The sequence below is a fragment of the Williamsia muralis genome, from assembly GCF_002735905.1.
In the GTDB taxonomy this organism is placed as follows: Bacteria; Actinomycetota; Actinomycetes; order Mycobacteriales; family Mycobacteriaceae; genus Williamsia; species Williamsia muralis_A.
Window position 1 is genome coordinate 1129547 of record NZ_PEBD01000004.1, and the last position, 17978, is coordinate 1147524.

19 protein-coding genes and 1 pseudogene are annotated in these 17978 nt (G+C 64.7%); 11 read left to right on the top strand and 9 right to left on the bottom strand.

The window, feature by feature from the left end; genetic code table 11:
• Positions 1 to 13 precede the first annotated feature (13 nt).
• From CSW57_RS06015 to CSW57_RS06025, 3 genes are read right to left on the bottom strand one after another with little or no spacing between them, the layout of a single operon-like run.
• Positions 14 to 781 (bottom strand): amino acid ABC transporter ATP-binding protein, encoded by a 768-nt coding sequence (locus CSW57_RS06015; RefSeq protein ID WP_099381828.1) that lies wholly within the window; start codon positions 779 to 781, stop codon positions 14 to 16.
• Complete coding sequence (locus CSW57_RS06020; RefSeq protein WP_030170909.1) at positions 778 to 1506, bottom strand: amino acid ABC transporter permease; 729 nt, start codon at positions 1504 to 1506, stop codon at positions 778 to 780. The genes CSW57_RS06015 and CSW57_RS06020 overlap by 4 nt, the downstream gene beginning before the upstream one ends.
• Before the next feature lie 5 nt (positions 1507 to 1511).
• The gene (locus CSW57_RS06025; protein ID WP_033335516.1) at positions 1512 to 2342 is read right to left on the bottom strand and encodes an ABC transporter substrate-binding protein; all 831 of its coding nucleotides are present in this window, start codon (positions 2340 to 2342) and stop codon (positions 1512 to 1514) included.
• A gap of 254 nt (positions 2343 to 2596) precedes the next feature.
• Here CSW57_RS06025 and CSW57_RS06030 point away from each other — a divergent pair, with 254 nt between their 5' ends.
• The 4 genes from CSW57_RS06030 (at position 2597) to CSW57_RS06045 (ending at position 6912) form a co-directional block, all read left to right on the top strand.
• Complete coding sequence (locus CSW57_RS06030) at positions 2597 to 3490, top strand: Lrp/AsnC family transcriptional regulator (RefSeq protein WP_099381829.1); 894 nt, start codon at positions 2597 to 2599, stop codon at positions 3488 to 3490.
• A 44-nt stretch (positions 3491 to 3534) separates the two neighbouring features.
• Positions 3535 to 4176, top strand: a complete 642-nt coding sequence (locus CSW57_RS06035) for a hypothetical protein (RefSeq protein ID WP_189339136.1) — start codon at positions 3535 to 3537, stop codon at positions 4174 to 4176.
• 187 nt (positions 4177 to 4363) lie between these two features.
• On the top strand, positions 4364 to 5365 hold the full coding sequence (locus CSW57_RS06040) for an AurF N-oxygenase family protein (RefSeq protein WP_099381831.1): 1002 nt from the start codon (positions 4364 to 4366) through the stop codon (positions 5363 to 5365).
• Between the two features lie 2 nt (positions 5366 to 5367).
• Positions 5368 to 6912 carry an FAD-dependent oxidoreductase gene (locus CSW57_RS06045; RefSeq protein WP_099381832.1) on the top strand — a complete coding sequence of 515 codons (1545 nt, stop codon included), beginning with the start codon at positions 5368 to 5370 and terminating at the stop codon, positions 6910 to 6912.
• Between the two features lie 126 nt (positions 6913 to 7038).
• Here the strand turns inward: CSW57_RS06045 and CSW57_RS06050 are convergent, their stop codons facing one another.
• The 4 genes from CSW57_RS06050 to CSW57_RS06065 all read right to left on the bottom strand — a co-directional run bounded on the left by CSW57_RS06050 (position 7039) and on the right by CSW57_RS06065 (position 9337).
• Positions 7039 to 7293: a hypothetical protein gene (locus CSW57_RS06050; protein WP_099381833.1), complete on the bottom strand. Its 255-nt coding sequence runs from the start codon at positions 7291 to 7293 to the stop codon at positions 7039 to 7041.
• Between the two features lie 131 nt (positions 7294 to 7424).
• Positions 7425 to 7919, bottom strand: coding sequence for a transcription elongation factor GreA (gene greA / locus CSW57_RS06055; RefSeq protein WP_030170928.1), 495 nt, complete (start codon positions 7917 to 7919; stop codon positions 7425 to 7427).
• Between the two features lie 96 nt (positions 7920 to 8015).
• Positions 8016 to 8789 (bottom strand): queuosine precursor transporter, encoded by a 774-nt coding sequence (locus tag CSW57_RS06060; RefSeq protein ID WP_099381834.1) that lies wholly within the window; start codon positions 8787 to 8789, stop codon positions 8016 to 8018.
• A gap of 119 nt (positions 8790 to 8908) precedes the next feature.
• A complete protein-coding gene (locus CSW57_RS06065) occupies positions 8909 to 9337 on the bottom strand; it encodes a DUF4307 domain-containing protein (RefSeq protein WP_062799928.1) in 429 nt (142 codons plus the stop codon).
• 129 nt (positions 9338 to 9466) lie between these two features.
• On the opposite strand from CSW57_RS06065, the gene mca reads away from it, so the two are divergent.
• The 5 genes and pseudogenes from mca (at position 9467) to CSW57_RS06090 (ending at position 14108) form a co-directional block, all read left to right on the top strand.
• Entirely contained in the window at positions 9467 to 10339 is an 873-nt protein-coding gene (gene mca / locus CSW57_RS06070) for a mycothiol conjugate amidase Mca (RefSeq protein ID WP_099382102.1), read from the top strand.
• Positions 10336 to 10590 carry a hypothetical protein gene (locus tag CSW57_RS06075; protein WP_023963047.1) on the top strand — a complete coding sequence of 85 codons (255 nt, stop codon included), beginning with the start codon at positions 10336 to 10338 and terminating at the stop codon, positions 10588 to 10590. Before mca ends, CSW57_RS06075 begins: the two co-directional genes overlap by 4 nt.
• Entirely contained in the window at positions 10562 to 12601 is a 2040-nt protein-coding gene (locus tag CSW57_RS06080; RefSeq protein WP_099381835.1) for a thioredoxin domain-containing protein, read from the top strand. The genes CSW57_RS06075 and CSW57_RS06080 overlap by 29 nt, the downstream gene beginning before the upstream one ends.
• 35 nt (positions 12602 to 12636) lie before the next feature.
• Positions 12637 to 12771, top strand: a pseudogene (locus tag CSW57_RS24660) (Lrp/AsnC family transcriptional regulator); the annotation flags it as partial.
• 257 nt (positions 12772 to 13028) lie between these two features.
• Positions 13029 to 14108 carry a 3-deoxy-7-phosphoheptulonate synthase gene (locus CSW57_RS06090; RefSeq protein WP_099381836.1) on the top strand — a complete coding sequence of 360 codons (1080 nt, stop codon included), beginning with the start codon at positions 13029 to 13031 and terminating at the stop codon, positions 14106 to 14108.
• 25 nt (positions 14109 to 14133) lie between these two features.
• Here CSW57_RS06090 and trhA read toward each other — a convergent pair whose 3' ends face one another.
• Positions 14134 to 14760 (bottom strand): PAQR family membrane homeostasis protein TrhA, encoded by a 627-nt coding sequence (trhA, locus tag CSW57_RS06095; protein WP_051406714.1) that lies wholly within the window; start codon positions 14758 to 14760, stop codon positions 14134 to 14136.
• A gap of 103 nt (positions 14761 to 14863) precedes the next feature.
• Between trhA and CSW57_RS06100 the strand changes: the two genes are divergently transcribed.
• Positions 14864 to 15646 (top strand): isoprenyl transferase, encoded by a 783-nt coding sequence (locus CSW57_RS06100; RefSeq protein WP_030170951.1) that lies wholly within the window; start codon positions 14864 to 14866, stop codon positions 15644 to 15646.
• Between the two features lie 48 nt (positions 15647 to 15694).
• On the opposite strand, the gene coaA is transcribed toward CSW57_RS06100, so the two are convergent.
• Positions 15695 to 16627, bottom strand: a complete 933-nt coding sequence (gene coaA / locus CSW57_RS06105; protein WP_023963057.1) for a type I pantothenate kinase — start codon at positions 16625 to 16627, stop codon at positions 15695 to 15697.
• A gap of 97 nt (positions 16628 to 16724) precedes the next feature.
• On the opposite strand from coaA, the gene CSW57_RS06110 reads away from it, so the two are divergent.
• Positions 16725 to 17960, top strand: coding sequence for a DUF885 domain-containing protein (locus CSW57_RS06110; RefSeq protein ID WP_099382103.1), 1236 nt, complete (start codon positions 16725 to 16727; stop codon positions 17958 to 17960).
• Positions 17961 to 17978: the final 18 nt, after the last annotated feature.

Consider the following 17978-nt stretch of genomic DNA (forward strand, 5'->3'; position numbering starts at 1 on the left):
TCAGCGCAGACGTTCAGCGCAGGTGCGAAAGGAATTGTTGCGTCCGTCGGTGTTGTGGGTCGTCGAAGAACGGCCCCGGCGGTCCGGCTTCGACGATCATCCCGTCGTCGAAGAGGGCGACTTCGTCGGCGACGCGACGCGCGAATCGCGTCTCGTGAGTGACCACCACCATGGTCATTCCCTGTTCGGCGAGCTGTTCCATCACCTCGAGCACCTCTCCCACCAGTTCTGGATCGAGAGCCGACGTCGGTTCGTCGAACAGCATCACCGACGGGTTCATCACCAGCGCGCGGGCGATTGCCACGCGCTGCTGCTGACCACCGGACAGTTCACTCGGAAAGTGCTTGAGCCGGTGTGCCATACCGACCCGTTCGAGCATGGCGGTGGCCTGCTCCCTGGCCTCGGTCCGTCGTACACCGCCGACCTCGGTGAGCGCCAGGGTGACGTTGTGGAGCACATCAAGATGTGCGAACAGGTTGAACCGCTGGAACACCATGCCGATGTCGCGGCGCTGACGGGCCAGCTGGGTCTCCCGCAGGGGCCGCGTCGCCCCGGTTGATCCGACGGACACACCCAGTTGCTTGCCGTGTAGCAGGATCTCACCCTGGTCCGGTGTCTCGAGCAGAGCCATCAAGCGCAGGATCGTGGACTTGCCAGAGCCCGAAGGGCCCAGCAGGGCTTTGACCTCACCTTTGTTGACTGTCAGGTCGACTCCCTTGAGCACTTCGGTCTGGCCGTAGGAACGGTGCAGGTTGATCGCCTGCAGGACTGGGCTGCTCATGCCGGTACCTTCTGCACGGTCGGGGTGATGCCGGATGTGTTGTGGCCTTTGGAAATCCATCGGTATCGAGCCTCGATGAAGTATTGGATGACCATGGCCACACTGACGATCACGAGGTAGTACACCAGGGCGGCCGAGTAGTACTCGGCGTAGCGGAAGGTCACAGACACCTCGGCTTGCGCGGTGGTCAGCAATTCTCGTAGTGAGATGACCGATGCCAGTGACGTGTACTTCAGCATGGCGATGAACTCGTTGCCGCTGGGCGGAATCGCAACCTTGATGGCTTGAGGGAGAACCACTTTGAACAGCACCTTGTGCGGTGGAAGGCCCAGTGCCCGCGCCGCGATGTGCTGACCGTCGTCGACGCTGAGCAGCGCCGACCGCAGGATCTCGGCCATGTATGCGGCCTCCACCACCGCGAAGCCGATGAAGGCCGCCAGGAAGGGGGTGAACCAGTTCTCACGAAGGCCGGGGAACAGCTGTGGTCCGGCGTTCCAGATGAGCAGCAGCACCAGCAAGGTGGGTATGGCCCGGAAGAACCAGACGTAGACCCAGCCCGCAGCACGGGGAGCGGGGTTCTTGGCGATGCGCAGGAGGGCAACCAGGAACCCGATCACGGTGGCTGCGATCATCGCGCTGATCGCCAGGCCGAGCGACAGCAGCGCGCCGCGGAAGAATGTCCCGGACGTCAAGGCGTCGGTGAAGACGCTCCACTCGAAGACCATCGCGGTCAGGTGACGATTCGGTTGGGATCAAGACCGTACTGCTCGGCGAGCTTGCCGAGTGTGCCGTTGGCGTCGAGCTCTTTGAGGCTGGTGCTGACCGCTGGGCTCAGCGGCGAACCCTTGAGCGTGAAGACGCCGAACTGGGTGTCGGCGGGGAACACATCGGGGATGGATTTGAGCTTGCCCTGGGACTTCTCGACCATGTCGACGACGGCAACATCGGTCTCGATGAGTGCGTCGGCCTTCGAATTGGACAATGCAGCAACGGTTTCTGATGTCTTGGGGTAGGGCTGCACAGTGATTCCCGGCTTGCCCTCGGATTCGAATCGGCTCGACAGATCACGCAGGGTCTGTTCGTTCGACCCGCCGCCCTGCACCGCGACCGTCTTGCCCGAGAGGTCATCGGCTGTGGTGATGTCGCTCGTGTCCGTGCGCACGATCAGCCCGGGGCCGGTCTCCATGAACGGTGAGCCGTCGGCGACCTCGAGTCGTTCAGGACTCATGTAGAGCGCGGCCCAGAGGATGTCGCACCGCTTTGCCTGCAGTGCAGGCATCAGTCCGTCGAAAGCCGTGTTCTGCCACTTGATGTCGAGTTCCCACAGGTCCGCGAGTGCCCGAGCCGCGTCGGGATCGAAGCCGACGGGACTGGAGGTGTCGCCGTCCTTGAAGTACTCCATGGGCGGGTACTCGGGGTCGGTGCACACCGTCAGCTCGCCGCTCTTGAGAAGTCCCGCAGGCGCTTTGCCGGAGGCCTCGGTGCTTTCCGCACCGCCACCGCAGGCGGCGATGGTGGTGGCCAGCAGTACTGCGGCCGTAGTCGCTAGAACTCTTCGCATGTGGGGATCCTCAGGGTGTTTGATTCGTGAGCACCGGCGGTGGTGCGGAACTGTCGGGTCTCACCGTAGGATCGCCGGCATAGGTCAGCAAGGCGAAATCTGCAATCAAACCGGGATCGATTGAAGGAAAGCCCAATTATGTGTGCAGTTTGTAAACAAAGATCCACTGATTGGGCCCTCACCTGCAAAAACGTCCCGCCGACGATCGGACCGGTCAATTGTTAAGTTCTCGTGAGCAGAGTCGATCGGGACCGATGCCCGAGGTCGACATGCGCATCGTGGAGGCACTGCGTCGCGATGGCAGGGTCTCCACCCACGAGCTCGCCGACCAGCTGGGCCTGTCCAGAACCACCACCGCCAGGCGCCTGAGCCATCTGCTCGATGGTGGATTCGTCAGCGTGGTCGGTCTCGTGCATCCGCTGACCATCGGGATCAAATCACTTGCCCACATCTCGATCTCGGTAGACCGGCCCGTGCGCCGAGTGGCCGAGGCCATCGCCGCCATGCCTGAGGTGCCTTTTGTGAGTCTGGCCTCGGGTGCCTTTCCGCTCATCGCCGAAGCCCGTGCCTACAGCGATGGTGATCTCGCGACGGTGCTCGATCGGGTGCGGTCGGTGGAGGGGGTTCGTTCCACGGAGACACTCTTCTACACAGAGTTGGTGGTCGACGTGCTGCGCCCGACCCGAGCTGAAGCTGTCGAGATCGACCGGGTGGATTCGCGGCTCCTGATGCAGTTGCAGATGGACGGCAGACTGTCGTACACCACCCTGGGCGAACGGGTCGGGGTGTCGACGGGTACCGCCAGGACACGGGTGCTGCGCATGATCGACGAAGGAGTCGTACGGATCGGCGCGATCGCGAGGTCGGGCCGCGATACGGAATTCGATGTCGGGGTGGGTATCTCGCTGCGGGGCCCCGCCTCCACCGGGGGCGACCTGCTGTCGGAGATGCCCGAGATCCGTTTCTTGGCAGCGACTTTGGGGCGTTATGACCTGCTCGCCACCGTGCACGCGGATTCGCTGGCCGACATCGTCACTGTTCTCGACCGGTTGCGTGCGCTGCGACCCGTGCTCAGGCTCGACAGCTGGGTTCACCTCGACACCGTCAAGGAGAGCTACCACTACCCGGTGGAGGCGATGAAGCCGTGAGTGAACGTAGGACAGCGTGGCTCACGCCGTCAACCTCCAGTCCGGTGCGCGCGCGTGTCGTCGCTCCTGAAGGGCCCTTGGGCCGTGTCGATCCTGCGGTCGCAGCCGGGTTCGCAGCAGCCGGGCTGATCTCCGGGGGCACTGTCCTCATCCGCGACTGGCCGCGGGAACGCGGACCCGGTGACGCCATCTGCGACGTCTTCGCCGAGATGGACGGCTACGTGGTGACGTCTGACGCGGGTCTCACGGTCACCTCGCGATCCACCAGCGGGGTGCTCGGTCCTGTTGACGCGGCGGTGCACGATGTCGCGGATCTCGTTCCGTTGATCGCCGTGCTGGCCACGCGAACAACGGGGGTGAGCCGCCTGAGGGGTGTCACCGAAGGCGACGTCACCGGCGTCATCGACAACGTGCGCAGACTCGGAGGTGTGGCGGCGGTCGTCGATGAGGAGCTGATCATCGAGCCTCGACCACTGGCCGCGGGGGTATGGGATGCCGACGACAGTGCCCCATCGGCCATTGCGGGCGCGGTCCTCGGGCTGGTCACCCCGGGCGTGCAGGTGGCGGGCTGGAACGTTGCTGAGGATATGTATCGGGGGCTGACCAGTGAGTGGCTACGCATGATCTCCGCCGACGAATACCTCGTTCCGGGCAGCGCGAAACTGCCTCATGAGTACATGTGCTGAAAAGTCCGTGTCGCCGGCAACCGGTGCGCGTCACGAGCGTGAAGTACCTGTTCAAGGCGGGTCGAGTTCGCAGATGACATTGTGGGGTGTGCCAATCGTGGTTGATTTATGACAACGGGCGTTGACAAGCTAGGGCATACCCCCTAGCGTTCGTCTAGAACACGTTGCACAGGCCAGGAGAGTCGTTTTGACGAAAGCGCTGAAGTACGTCCCGGAACACACCCGCGACACCGATGGGCACGACTACGGCCAGGTCCTCGACGACCTGTCCAGCGCGTCGGTGCACAGGAACTTCGACCCGTATCTCGACATCGACTGGGACGCGCCGCACATGGCGATCACCGAGAACGACCCGCGGTGGGTGCTGTCCAAGGTCGTCGACCCGATCGGCAGGCACCCCTGGTATCAGCAACAGCCGCTCGACAAGCAGATCAAGATCGGCATGTGGCGCCAGGCCAACGTTGCCAAGGTGGGCCTTCAGTTCGAGTCCGTACTGATCCGCGGTCTGATGCAGTACAGCTTCAAACTCCCCAACGCAGCCAAAGAGTTTCGCTACACGACTCACGAGGCCAAAGAGGAGTGCAACCACACCCTCATGTTCCAGGAGTTCATCAACCGCACCGGGGTCGACGTTCCCGGCGCCAAGCTCGGCTACCGGTTGATCTCGCCCCTGGTCCCGTTGGCCTCCACCATCTTTCCCACGATCTTCTACTTCGGTGTGCTCGGTGGGGAAGAGCCCATCGACCACATCCAGAAGGACTTCCTGCGCAATCGCGACGAGATGCACCCGACCATGATGGCCGTGATGCAGCTGCACGTCGCCGAGGAGGCCCGGCACATTTCCTTCGCCCACCACCTGCTGCGCGACACTGTGCCCCGCAAGTCGTGGGTGCAGCGCTTTCTCCTGTCGCTGATGCTGCCGATCGTCATGCGGGTGCTGTGCGGGGCGATCACCGTGCCACCCAAGTCTTTCGAGCGCGACTTCGACATCCCGCGCGAGGTCATGAAGGACATCTTCTGGAAGTCCGAGAGCTCCAAGCAGTTCCTCCGGAACGTCTTCGGTGATGTCCGGATGCTCGGAGAGCAGTGTGGCCTGATGAACCCGGTGTCGCGGGTGGTGTGGCGACTGCTCGGCATCGGCGGTCGTCCTTCGCGCTATCGCAGCGAACCGACGTACACGGCGGCCTGAGAGTGCCCCATGTGGTGACGCAGGCGTGTTGCGCCGATGCGTCGTGCGTCTACGCGTGCCCGGTCAACTGCATTCATCCGACTCCGGACGAGCCCGATTTCCTCACATCGGAGATGCTGTACATCGACCCGGCCACCTGCGTGGATTGTGGTGCATGCGTGAGCGCCTGCCCGGTGGGCGCGATTGTTCCCGGCAACCGGATCGAGCCCGCGCACGAACGCTATCCGGCCATCAACGCCGACCACTACTCCGATGCAGCAACCCCGGCGGTCCGATTCCCGGTGGACCCGGGACTGCGCCTGCCCTTGGCGCCCATCTCGAAACCGAAGCCGATGGCCTCGCCCGGTGGGGAACCGGTGCGCGTGGCAATCGTCGGCTCAGGCCCGTCTGCGATGTATGCCGCGGACGAACTGCTCCGGTACCCGAACGTGAGCGTCACCATCCACGAGAGGCTGGACAAACCATTTGGTCTAGCCCGTTACGGTGTTGCGCCCGACCATCTCTCGACACGCAAGGTGATGGCTCTGTTCGACGAGATCGCGCGCAACGACCGGCTCGACATCCTGTTGAACAGTGAACTCGGCCGCGACGTCACCTTGTCCGAGCTCCAGCGAGACAACCACGGGGTGATCTACGCGGGCGGCGCAGGCACCGACCGCCGGTTGAACATACCTGGTGCCGATCTGGACGGCGTGGCCAGCGCGACCGACTTCGTCGGTTGGTACAACGGTCATCCGGACTTCGCCGATCGGGAGTTCGATCTCTCGTCGCGCCGAGCAGTCGTGATCGGGAACGGCAACGTGGCACTCGACGTCGCTCGCATCCTGGCAACCGATCCCGAACGCCTGGCTTCCACGTCCATCTCACGACCGGCTTTGGATACATTGCGCTCGGCGAACATCGACGAGATCGTCGTGGTCGCTCGTCGTGGTCCGGCCGAGGCTGCGTTCACTCTCCCAGAACTGATCGGGTTGGCCGACGGAGGCGTCAACGTGGCGCTCGATTCCGACGCCGTGGCCGCTGTTCGCGCCAGTACGGGCAGCGATGATCACACAGTCGAGACCAAGCTGCGGTTGCTCGCCGAATTGGCCGATCGCCCAGCGACTTCGGGGCCAACCATCCGCATTGTCTTCCTACGGTCACCTCTCCAGATCGAGAGCGACGGAGTCGGTGCGGTCACCGGGGTCACATTCGGGATCAATCGCCTCGATTCACAGAGGGGTGGAATCGAGGCGACCGGCGAGGTGGAGACCATCGATGCCGGACTGGTTCTGACGTCCATCGGGTACCGCGGTGTCGAGGTCGCTGACCTCCCGTTCGACCACACCCGCGGGATCATCCCGAACGAACAGGGCAGGGTCGTGACGTCCGCAGGTCCGACACCAGGTCTGTATGTGACCGGATGGATCAAACGAGGCCCGTCAGGGTTCATCGGGACGAACAAGTCCGACTCCGCCGAGACGGTGGCGAGATTCCGCGAAGATCTCGAAGCCGGCCTACTGTCAGCGCCGGCTGTGAGGCGGCGGCGGCGGCTTTTGAACCACTGACCTCGCGCACTCCGCTGCAACCGGAGGGGGAGGGTGGCGTTTGAGGTCGGCCATGTCCTCCGACTTCAGTCGTTCGCTCCGGTTACTACCGGAGGATGTCGCTGCAGTCGGAGGTTGTCGCGGCGATCAGGTGGTCACGTCGGAGGCGGAATCACGCTGCGCCCCAGTCTGGTCCAAGACATCCTGAACAGCCTGTGGAGTCGTCGTGCCGCCCTCGACGACGTAGATGCGCTCGCCTTGGTGGGAACCGTTGGCCCACGTGTCGTTCTGCTGCCAGTCGATGATCTTGCCGTCGTTGTCGAACGCGATGGCGTCGTAGTCGGGATGTTCTCCCGCGAAGTGGGCGATCTGACGGGCTGTGGCGCTGACTTCTTCAGACATGGCGCCCGAGTACCCGGACTGCAGCCGTTCGACACATGGTGTGGCCCGGCCGGTGTCGGTGGCCTGCGCACAAAAATGCCCTACCGGCGACGTCCTTCGTGGACGCCCCGATAGGGCACTCGAGTGCTTGCTCAGGCGTGGTACGGCTCCGCGCTCACCAGGGTCACCGAGATGGTGGCCCCGCTGGGCACGGTGTACTTCCGGGTCTCGCCGACCTTGGCGTCGATCAACGCGCCGCCCAGTGGCGACTTCGGTGAATAGACCTCGAGCTTCTCATCGGACGAACCCTGTTCGCGGGTCGCGATCAAGAAGGTCTCGGTGTCGTTCTCGTCGCCGTCGTAGTACACCTTCACCACGGAACCGGGCAGTGCCACCCCCGACTGCGTCGGCGTCTCGCCGACCTTTGCGGTGTTGAGCAACTCCTGGAGCTGACGGATGCGGGCCTCTTGCTGACCCTGCTCGTCGCGGGCGGCGTGGTAGCCACCGTTCTCTTTGAGGTCACCCTCTTCGCGGCGCTCGTTGATCTCGGCAGCAATCACCGGACGATTCGCGATGAGGGCGTCGAGCTCCTCTTTGAGCCGATCATGGGACTCCTGGGTAAGCCAGGTCACCTCGGTGTCGGTCATGCTCGTCACTCCCTCTCGTTAAATACAGCAACACGGCCCCTCTCGGGACCGTGTATCAGCCAAGAGTAGCAGGACATATGGACACGGCTCGAATTCTTATCGAATTGTGCCCTGCTGGGCGAGGGCCGTGCGGTAGCTGGGTTCACGGCTCTTGAGCCATCCGACCACCAGGTACGTCAGCGGCATGATGGCCACCTCGACCAGCGTTTTCCACACGAATCCGATGAGGGTGTAGTTGATGAAGTCCGACCAGGTCGAGATGCCCAGAGCCGACGCTGCGATGGAACAGAAAACGAGGGTGTCGAAGAATTCACCGACCACGGTCGAACTGAAAAGCCGGGCCCACAAACGTTTTTCTCCCGAGCGCTCTTTCATCTTCACGAGAACCCAGGAATTGAGGAATTCCCCCACGACATATCCGGCGAGCCCGGCGGCGAGGAATTGCGGAACCACTCCCGCGACGGTCTCGAAGCTTTCTTGACCGTCGTAGAAGTCGGCGGCGGGCAGATGGACGGTGAGCCAGAAGCACAGGGAAGCGATCAGGAGTACGGCGAAACCGGTGAGGATCGTGCGGCGCATCGCCTTGAAGCCGTACACCTCGCTGATCACGTCGCCCAGCACGTAGGCGAGGGGGAAGAGGTAGAACGCTCCGTCGGTGACCAAGCCGTCCATGGACAGGGGCCCGAAGTCGAAGTGGAGGTCGGTGAACAACACCACACCTTTGGTGCCGGTGATGTTGCTGATCATCATCACGCCGACGAAGAGTCCGACGAGCGTGGGGAAGTAGTGACTGGTGATGGTGGCGAACGCCGGGCCCGTTCCCTTGGCGGTGAGCGGGTCCGGCTGCCCAGACTGTGTTGTTGGTGTCATGGGTGCCGATTATGGGGCACGTCCGGGCCTGCCGGCGCGGCGGTCACGTGCTGCGGTGAGCGTCGCGCATCGGTGTGAACCGGTGCGCGAGGCACCGGGCCATACGGACTACAGAGAAGTCAGGGGGCCACGAGGTATGGCGGCACGGTGTCACTGCATCCGTACACCTCGCCGACCGCGGGAGGGGCAGAGGTGCGGACCACTGCAGACATCGGGAGCCGGGGGTCCTCGGATGCCGGGACGTACACCTCGCGGCGCCCGGTCTCGGACCCGTCCTTGGATCTGGCTCGCACCACGCACGTGGCGGGGACGGTCGGGTCCTTGCGGTTGACGGTGAACTTCACCTCCACCGAGGTGTCGTCGAGGATGTCGTATCCGGTGGCTTCGCCGGAGATCTCCGGATCGGCGAACCGCTGGTAGGCGAGCCAGGCGATCACCACGCCGATGATGATCACCAGGCCGGTGAGAGCGAGGAACCAGCGTCTGCGTGATCGAGGTGTGCGTTCGGCCGGATAGCGGCCCTGCGGGAGGCTGCGGGCGCTGGTCATGGGTTCATACCTACCATGGAGTGGCAGAACCGAGACCGGCGCGGCGCGAGCCCGGGGTGCGGTGGGAGTATGGACAGGCGATCGACGACGGTGTGAAGGTGAGGACTACGCGTGGGTGGACTACGACTCATGGCGGTGCATGCGCACCCTGACGACGAGTCCAGCAAGGGTGCGGCCACCATGGCCAAGTACGCGGCCGAGGGCCACGACGTTCTGGTGGTGACCCTCACCGGTGGTGAGCGCGGGGACATCCTGAACCCGGCGATGGACCTGCCGGGCATCAAGGACCGCATGCCGGAAGTCCGTCGCGAGGAGATGGCCAAGGCGGCGGCAGCTCTCGGTGTGCAGCAGACCTGGCTCGGGTTCGTCGACTCGGGGTTGCCCGAAGGTGACCCGCTGCCACCGGTGCCGAAGGGCTCGTTTGCCACGGTCCCACTCGACGAGGCCACCGAGGCGTTGGTACGGGTGATCCGGGATTTCAAACCGCACGTGATGATCACCTATGACGAACTCGGCGGCTATCCCCATCCCGACCACATCCGGTGCCACGAGGTGTCGATGGCGGCGTACGAGACGGCGGGCGACCCGGATCGGTTCCCTGACGCCGGCGAACCGTGGACGGTGTCCAAGATCTACTACACGCACGGCTTCATCCGCGACCGGATGGTGTTGTTCTCTGACGAGTACGCCAAGATCGGCAAGGAGAGCCCCTTCAAGGAGTGGCTCTCGAAATGGGATCCCGAACGCGGCAACCTGATGGGCCGCGTGACCACCCAGGTGACATGCGGCGAGTACTTCCCGCAGCGCGACGAGGCGCTCCGGGCCCACGCCACGCAGATCGACCCGAACGGCGTGTTCTTCGCGGTCCCGATGGACTGGCAGCTCCGGCTGTGGCCGACCGAGGAGTTCGAGTTGGCGAAGACCAGGGTCAAGACCGCAATCCCCGAGACCGACCTGTTCGCGGGAATCGAACCCGATGCAAGTGAAGGTGAGGCGTCATGAGTGCCACTGCATACGCTGCGGCGCAGCTCACCGATGTGTTGGCCAAGACGGAGGGTCCCGAATTCGGCAAGGCGTCGCCGCTCGGCCTCCTGGTCATCTTGTTGCTGCTGGTGGGAACCGTCTTCCTGATCTGGTCCATGAACCGGCACATCCGCAACCTGCCCAAGAAGTTCGAGCGGGACCATCCTGAGGCCGACCAGGCCGCCGACGACGGGACCGACCTTGACCCGAGACACCAACAGCCTCGCTGAGGCGACCAGTCCCTACCTTCGTCAGCACGCCGACAACCCGGTCCACTGGCAACAGTGGAGCGCGGACGCGCTCGACTGGGCGCGCGAACGTGACGTCCCGATCCTCCTCTCGGTCGGTTATGCGGCTTGTCACTGGTGTCACGTCATGGCGCATGAGTCGTTCGAGGACAACAACACCGCGGCAGTGATGAACGCGAACTTCGTGTGCATCAAGGTCGACCGTGAAGAACGCCCCGACATCGACGCGATCTACATGAACGCCACCGTCGCGATGACAGGGCAGGGCGGGTGGCCGATGACCTGCTTCCTGACGCCCGACGGCCGCCCCTTCTACTGCGGCACCTACTTCCCGCCACGGCCCGGTCGCGGTATGCCGTCGTTTGTCCAACTGCTTGAGGCGATCACCCAGACGTGGGAGCACAAGCGTGACGAGATCGACCGCGTCGGTTCTGCCGTCGTAGACCAGTTGCAGGCGAACGCTTCGGGCCTGCCGGAAGCTCAGGTGCCCATCGATCCGGAGCTGCTCGACCATGCGGTGACCACGATCCTCGAAGACGAGGACCGCACCTACGGTGGATTCGGTGGCGCCCCCAAGTTTCCGCCATCCGCTCTGCTCGAAGGGCTGATCCGTGAGGCCGAGAGGTCCGGCGACCTCCGGGCGCTCGACGCTGCTGTGCGGACCGCGTCGGTGATGGCCCGGGGCGGCATCTATGACCAACTCGGTGGTGGTTTCGCGCGGTATGCGGTGGACCAGAACTGGGTGGTCCCGCATTTCGAGAAGATGCTCTACGACAACGCGCAATTGCTGCGGGTGTACGCGCATCTGGCGCGCCTCACCTCGGATCCGTTGGCGCAGAGGATCACCGAGGAGACCGTTGCCTTCCTCGAAGCCGACCTCAAGGTCGTCGGTGGTTTTGCTTCCGCCCTTGATGCCGACACCGACGGCGTCGAGGGGCTGACCTACGTGTGGACGCCCGCGCAACTCGTAGAGGTTCTTGGGGCCGACGACGGTGCCTGGGCCGCCGACTTGTTCACCGTGACGCCCACCGGAACCTTCGAGGAGGGGGCGTCCACACTGCAACTGCGGCACGACCCCGACGATGTCGAGCGATACCGTTCGGTGCGAGCGCGCCTCTCGGCGGCACGGGCCGAACGCCCGCAACCCGCGCGGGATGGCAAGGTGGTCACCGCCTGGAACGCCATGGCCATCACGGCACTCGTCGAAGCGGGCGCCGGACTGAACCGGCCGGACTGGGTGGATCTCGCGGCCTGGTGCGCCGAAGAGCTGTTGCAGCGCCACATCGTCGACGGACGGCTGAGACGCTCCTCGCTCGATGGGCAGGCGGGTGCCCCGCTGGCTGTCCTCGACGATCATGCGGCGCTGGTGACCGCTCTGCTGGCACTGCATCAGGTCACGGGCGAAAGGCGTTGGCTCGATGCCGGACTCGACTTGCTCGACACCACCGTCGACCTTTTCTCGGATCCGGAAGCGGCCGGTTCGTGGTTCGATGCAGGCGTCGATGCCGAGGGCTTGCTGACCCGGCCGCGCGATCCGATCGACGGCGCGACTCCCTCGGGCACCTCGTTGATCGCCGAGGCGCTGCTGACCGCGGCCCCGTTGTCGCCGGTGCAACACCGCCCGCGTGGATCGGGTGAGTACGCCGCGCTTGCCGATGCGACGTTGGCGCGTGGAGGCGTATTGCTGGCCAAGTTGCCGCGATCGGCCGGACACTGGCTGGCAGTGTCGTCCGCAGCGGTCGCAGGCCCGGTGCAGATAGCGGTGGCCCAGACGGGCACCGAGCCGAGCGAACTGCTGACCCGGGCTCGCGTTCTTGCTCCGGGCGGCACCGTGGTGGTGGGAGGAACGCTCGACTCGGCGCCCCTGCTCGAGGGCCGACCACCCGTGGACGGCAGGGCCGCGGCCTACGTGTGTCGTGGGTCGGTGTGTGGCCTACCGGCGACATCGGTGGAGGCGCTGACGGAGCAGCTGGCCGGTACGTCCGCGAATTGATCCATCGCCCAATCGAACCGCCGGCGAGTAGTCGGGCGATCCTGCGTGTGGTGGCCCGCGACGTCCAGCATGTCGAGGTGGCGCTCGAACGGATCCGCTCGGCGGAAGCGGTGGACCACTCCGAGAGCATCATCGTGCTGTCACGAGTGGTCGACCGCGGCCGGCCCTGATCGCTCCGGAGGCCGCTCCTGACATGCGACATTGGGCATCGCGGCATACACGTGCTACTTTGGCCGACGTGAACATCAGTGCGCGCGTGTATTGGCGCTTTATCGAGGCTCCGGGTGGAGCCGCCGATACAGCGCTACGCTGACGCGTCCACACACCCGGAGCCCCGAGCAGTGACCACCTTTGGTCGCTGCTTTTTTCTTTGTCAGGGCACCGGTCAACAGGTGATGGTGCCCTTCGAATCAGGAAGGCACACAACATGACCAGCGGACTCCATGGACACGGAACGTTGTCCGGTCCCAACACCTCGGACCGCAGGATCCGTGCGCTGCGCGAGATCCCTTCACCCGACACCGTGCGCGCCGAACTGCCGCTGACCGGCCGTCGGGCCGAAGTGGTGCAGCGCGACCGCGACGAGATCGCCGACATCCTGGCGGGTCGCGACGACCGGCTGCTCGTCATCGTCGGGCCGTGCTCGGTGCACGACCCGGTTGCCGCCATCGACTACGCGCGCCGGCTGGCACCCATCGCAGCCGAACACGCCGATCGGCTGAAGATCGTGATGCGGGTGTACTTCGAGAAGCCGCGGACCACGGTCGGGTGGAAAGGCCTCATCAACGACCCCGGCATGGACGGCAGTTTCGACGTGGAGCGTGGACTGCGCGTCGCCCGCGGCCTGCTCCTCGACCTCATCGATCTGGGACTGCCCGTCGGTTGCGAGTTCCTCGAACCCACCAGCCCGCAGTACATCGCAGATGCGGTGGCGTGGGGCGCGATCGGCGCCCGGACAACGGAGTCGCAGGTGCACCGGCAGCTGGCGTCAGGGCTGTCGATGCCGATCGGATTCAAGAACGGAACGGACGGGAACGTCCAGGTGGCTGTCGACGGTGTGAAAGCCGCTGCAGCGCAGCACGTCTTCTTCGGAGTCGACGACTTCGGTCGGGGTGCGATCGTGGAGACCGAGGGAAACACGGACTGCCACATCATCTTGCGCGGCGGCACCGCGGGTCCGAACTTCGATGTCGGCTCGGTGGACGGGGCACTGGCATCGCTCGCCAAGGCAGGTCTTCCCGAACTCGTCATGATCGACTGCTCCCACGCCAATTCCGGTAAGGACCACATCCGGCAGGCGGAAGTTGCCACCGAGGTCGCCGCGATGATCGCGAGCGGTCAGCGCGGGATCAGCGGAGTCATGCTGGAGAGCTTCCTCGTCGCCGGTGCCCAGGCACCGGACGCCGAGCCCCTCACGTACGGACAGTCGGTCACCGACAAGTGCATGGACTGGGATGCGACGGTGACTGTGATGCAGGCACTTTCGGCGGCCAAGACGCGGATCTGACCGCAGCGGGTGGCTGGTCGGTGACCTATTCGAACAGGACCAGCCACACGGCGATGTAGTGCACGATCGCCGCGATCACCGTGCATGCGTGAAAGAACTCGTGATGTCCGAAGGTGGTCGGCCACGGGTCGGGCCAGCGGGTGGCGTAGAGGACGCCGCCGATCGTGTAGAACAGGCCACCGACCGCCAGCAGCACCACCACCGCCACCCCGACGGAGTCGATCAGCTCGGGGATGACGGCCACGATGGTCCAGCCCAGCAGGATGTAGAGCGGGACCCCCAGCCATCTGGGCGATCCCGGCCAGAGGACCTTGAGGGTGACGCCGGCCAGGGCGCCGGTCCACACGACGACGAGGACGGCGACCTGTTCGGGGGGTTCGAGCCCCATCACGCAGAACGGGGTGTAACTGCCCGCGATGAAGATGAAGATCATCGAGTGATCAGCCCGCTTCATCCAGAGCTTGGCCGTGTCGGAGGTCCAGTCGACGCGATGGTAGGTGGCGCTGACGCCGAACAGACCACAGACGGTCAGGGCGTAGATGCCGCACGCCAGTGCTGCCATCGGACCGATCAGCGCCCACGCCACCGCAACCAGGACGAGGCCCGTGACGATGGCGACGAAACCTGCGTACAGGTGGATCCAACCGCGCATTCGGGGCTTGAGCTCGGCCAGCAGCGCCAGTTCGGAATCGATCACAACTTACGGTACCGAAGGTTCGGGCTGACCTCCATCGTCGCCGCGTAAGGTGTAGCGGGTGAAGCTCATCCCCGACGCCATGCGCGGACCCATGTACCGGGTCTACGAGCGTCGACTGACTCACTATCTGGATCCGTCGCAGAACCCCAGGCATATCGCGATCATCTGCGATGGCAACCGGCGATGGGCTCGCGAAGCCGGATTCGAGAACGTCAACCACGGACACCGGGTCGGTGCGCAGAAGATCGCCGAGGTTCTCCGGTGGTGCAGTGAACTCGGCATCGAGACCGTGACCATCTACCTGCTCTCCACCGAGAACCTGAATCGTGATTCGGCCGAGCTCGGCGAGCTGCTGCAGATCGTGCCCGACATCGTCGAGGAGATCTCGGCGCCGGGCCAGCCATGGCGGGTGCAGATAGTCGGCGCGCTCGACCAGTTGCCCGACGAGGTTTCCGCGCGGCTCAAGGCAGCGCAACAACAGTCCTCCGGACGTACGGGACCCAACGTGAACGTCGCTGTCGGCTACGGCGGCCGCCAGGAGATCGTCGATTCCGTCCGGTCCCTGCTGGCCGACCGCATCGCGGCGGGCGACTCACCCGATCAGCTCATCGACGCCGTCACGGTGGAGGCCATCGACCAGAACCTCTACACCCGCGGCCAGCCGGACCCTGATCTGGTGATCAGAACATCAGGGGAGCAACGGCTCTCGGGATTCCTCCTGTGGCAGAGCGCGTATTCGGAGATCTGGTTCACCGACGCCTACTGGCCGGCGTTCCGGCGCGTGGACTTCCTACGCGCACTGCGGGATTACGCCGCCCGCAGCCGACGCTTCGGCAAGTGATCGCAGCCGACGCTTCGGCAAGTGATCTGAGCCAGGTCGGCCTCTGCCTCAGATCTTGCGCAAGCGCACGCGGTTGATGGCGTGATCGGCGTCTTTGCGGAGTACAAGAGTGGCGCGCGGCCGGGTCGGGAGAATGTTCTCCACGAGGTTCGGCCGGTTGATCCCGTTCCAGATGTCCCGCGCTGCAAGGGTGGCCTGTTCGTCGGTCAGCGACGAGTAGTGGTGGAAATGCGAATGTGGATCGGCGAATGCGGTGGTGCGCATCGCGAGGAAACGATGGATGTACCAGTCCTCGATGTCCTCGATCCGGGCATCGACGTAGATGGAGAAGTCGAAGAGGTCCGACACCATCAGCCGTGACCCGGTCTGCAGTACGTTCAGCCCCTCGACGATGAGGATGTCGGGTTGTTGCACATGGTGTTTCGTGTCGCGGACGATGTCGTAGGTGAGGTGGGAGTACACCGGCGCCGAGACATCGGCGGCCCCTGATTTCACCTCGGTGACGAACCGGAGCAGAGCGCGGCGGTCGTACGATTCCGGGAAACCCTTGCGGTGCATGATTCCGCGCCGTTCGAGTTCGGCGGTGGGGTAGAGGAATCCGTCCGTGGTCACCAGGTCGACCTTCGGATGGCTCTCCCACCGCGCCAGCAACGCCTGGAGCACACGCGCGGTGGTCGACTTCCCGACGGCCACACTTCCGGCGACCCCGATGATGAAGGGCACCTGGCGTTCGGGCTGCCGCTCGCCGAGGAATGTGGCGGTGGCCGCGAACAGCCGTTGCCGGGCGGCGACCTGGAGATGGATCAATCGGGACAGCGGCAGGTACACGTCGGCGACCTCGGTGAGGTCGATCTGCTCACCGAGCCCTCGCAGGTCGCGCAATTCACCCTCGGTCAACACCATGGGCATCGACTGACGAAGGTCGCGCCATTGCCTGCGGTCGAGTTCGATGTACGGACTCGGCTCGGTCATTCGCGACATGTCAACAATCGATCCGTGGGACCCATGGCATGTCATCAGTCTTGCGAACGCCTGGCAGGCAGGTGACTTCGGGGTGGTTTCGGTACCGTTTGACCCCATGCACACCAATGCTCTCGTCGAGGAGTATCTGCGGCTCGGGCTGGCTTTCGATCGCTTCGAACCGGGCTTCGTCGACGCCTTCACCGGCGATCCTGCCCTGCGCCGAGAGGTCGAGAACGCGACGGCCCCCGATCCTCGGCAACTGGCGCGCCGAGCCGCGACCCTGCGGGCCGAAGTGGGCGGGACCGGCCTGACTCCTCAGCGTGCCCAGTTCCTGACCTCGGCTCTGCGTGCGCTCGAATGCTCTGCCCGAAAGTTCGCGGGCGACGAGATCACCTTCGTCGACGAGGTGCGCGACTATTTCGACGTCGACATCGAGATGGGCGACCCCGAGCACTATCGCCAGGCGCACCTCGATCTGGACGCGCTTCTCCCCGGTGGTGGTGACCTCGCGGATCGTTATGCCGCGCACCGCCGCTCCGAGGAGATCCCGGCCGACAAGATCGCCGATGCGGTCTCGGCCTTCAGCAGCGCCTTGCGCGACAAAGTGCGCGGTACCTACACATTGCCGGACACCGAGGTCGTCGACTTCGAGGTCGTCGCGGACAAACCGTGGTCTGGTTTCAACTATTACCTGGGCGACTACCGCTCCCGCGTCGCGATCAACGGCGACCTCACGCAGTACATGTCGTCGCTGCCACATCTGATCGCGCACGAGGCCTATCCGGGACACCACACCGAACATTGCCGCAAAGAGCAGATCCTGGTGGGTGGGGGACAGATCGAGCAGACGATTTTCCTCGTGAACACGCCCCAATGCCTCATGGCCGAGGGGCTGGCCGACCATGCGCTGGTCGCCGCGGTCGGTCCCGACTGGGGTACGTGGGCGCAGGAGATCTACGCCGACCTCGGCCTGCGCTTCGACGGCAGGCGTGCCGAGGCGATCGGCAGGGCAACCGGGGGACTGCTCGGTGTTCGCCAGGACGCGGCTCTCCTGCTGCACGACAGAGGTGCCGACCACGACACCGTTGCGGCGTACCTGCGGCAATGGTTGCTGGCGACAGACGAGCGGGCCAGGCAGATGCTGCGTTTCCTGTCGTCGCCCCTGTGGCGCGCGTACATCAGCACCTACGTCGAGGGGTACCGGCTGCTGCAGACGTGGCTCGAAGCCGGTGTCGCGCAGGGAGCCGGCAGTTCGGTTCCTGCCGGTGACCACCTCGCTCGCTTCGGCCGCTTGCTGGACGAACCCCTCACCCCGGCGGCGCTGCGCGCAGAACTCGCTTTCCAGAGCTGATCGGTTCAGGCGCAGTTT

Bases quoted from the DNA above. Each gene is read 5' to 3' on its own strand.
- CSW57_RS06015 (WP_099381828.1), bottom strand. From the start codon at position 781: ATGAGCAGCCCAGTCCTGCAGGCGATCAACCTGCACCGTTCCTACGGC.
- CSW57_RS06020 (WP_030170909.1), bottom strand. From the start codon at position 1,506: ATGGTCTTCGAGTGGAGCGTCTTCACCGACGCCTTGACGTCCGGGACA.
- CSW57_RS06025 (WP_033335516.1), bottom strand. From the start codon at position 2,342: ATGCGAAGAGTTCTAGCGACTACGGCCGCAGTACTGCTGGCCACCACC.
- CSW57_RS06030 (WP_099381829.1), top strand. From the start codon at position 2,597: ATGCCCGAGGTCGACATGCGCATCGTGGAGGCACTGCGTCGCGATGGC.
- CSW57_RS06050 (WP_099381833.1), bottom strand. From the start codon at position 7,293: ATGTCTGAAGAAGTCAGCGCCACAGCCCGTCAGATCGCCCACTTCGCG.
- greA (WP_030170928.1), bottom strand. From the start codon at position 7,919: ATGACCGACACCGAGGTGACCTGGCTTACCCAGGAGTCCCATGATCGG.
- CSW57_RS06060 (WP_099381834.1), bottom strand. From the start codon at position 8,789: ATGACACCAACAACACAGTCTGGGCAGCCGGACCCGCTCACCGCCAAG.
- CSW57_RS06065 (WP_062799928.1), bottom strand. From the start codon at position 9,337: ATGACCAGCGCCCGCAGCCTCCCGCAGGGCCGCTATCCGGCCGAACGC.
- mca (WP_099382102.1), top strand. From the start codon at position 9,467: ATGGCGGTGCATGCGCACCCTGACGACGAGTCCAGCAAGGGTGCGGCC.
- CSW57_RS06075 (WP_023963047.1), top strand. From the start codon at position 10,336: ATGAGTGCCACTGCATACGCTGCGGCGCAGCTCACCGATGTGTTGGCC.
- CSW57_RS06090 (WP_099381836.1), top strand. From the start codon at position 13,029: ATGACCAGCGGACTCCATGGACACGGAACGTTGTCCGGTCCCAACACC.
- trhA (WP_051406714.1), bottom strand. From the start codon at position 14,760: ATGCGCGGTTGGATCCACCTGTACGCAGGTTTCGTCGCCATCGTCACG.
- coaA (WP_023963057.1), bottom strand. From the start codon at position 16,627: ATGTCGCGAATGACCGAGCCGAGTCCGTACATCGAACTCGACCGCAGG.
- CSW57_RS06110 (WP_099382103.1), top strand. From the start codon at position 16,725: ATGCACACCAATGCTCTCGTCGAGGAGTATCTGCGGCTCGGGCTGGCT.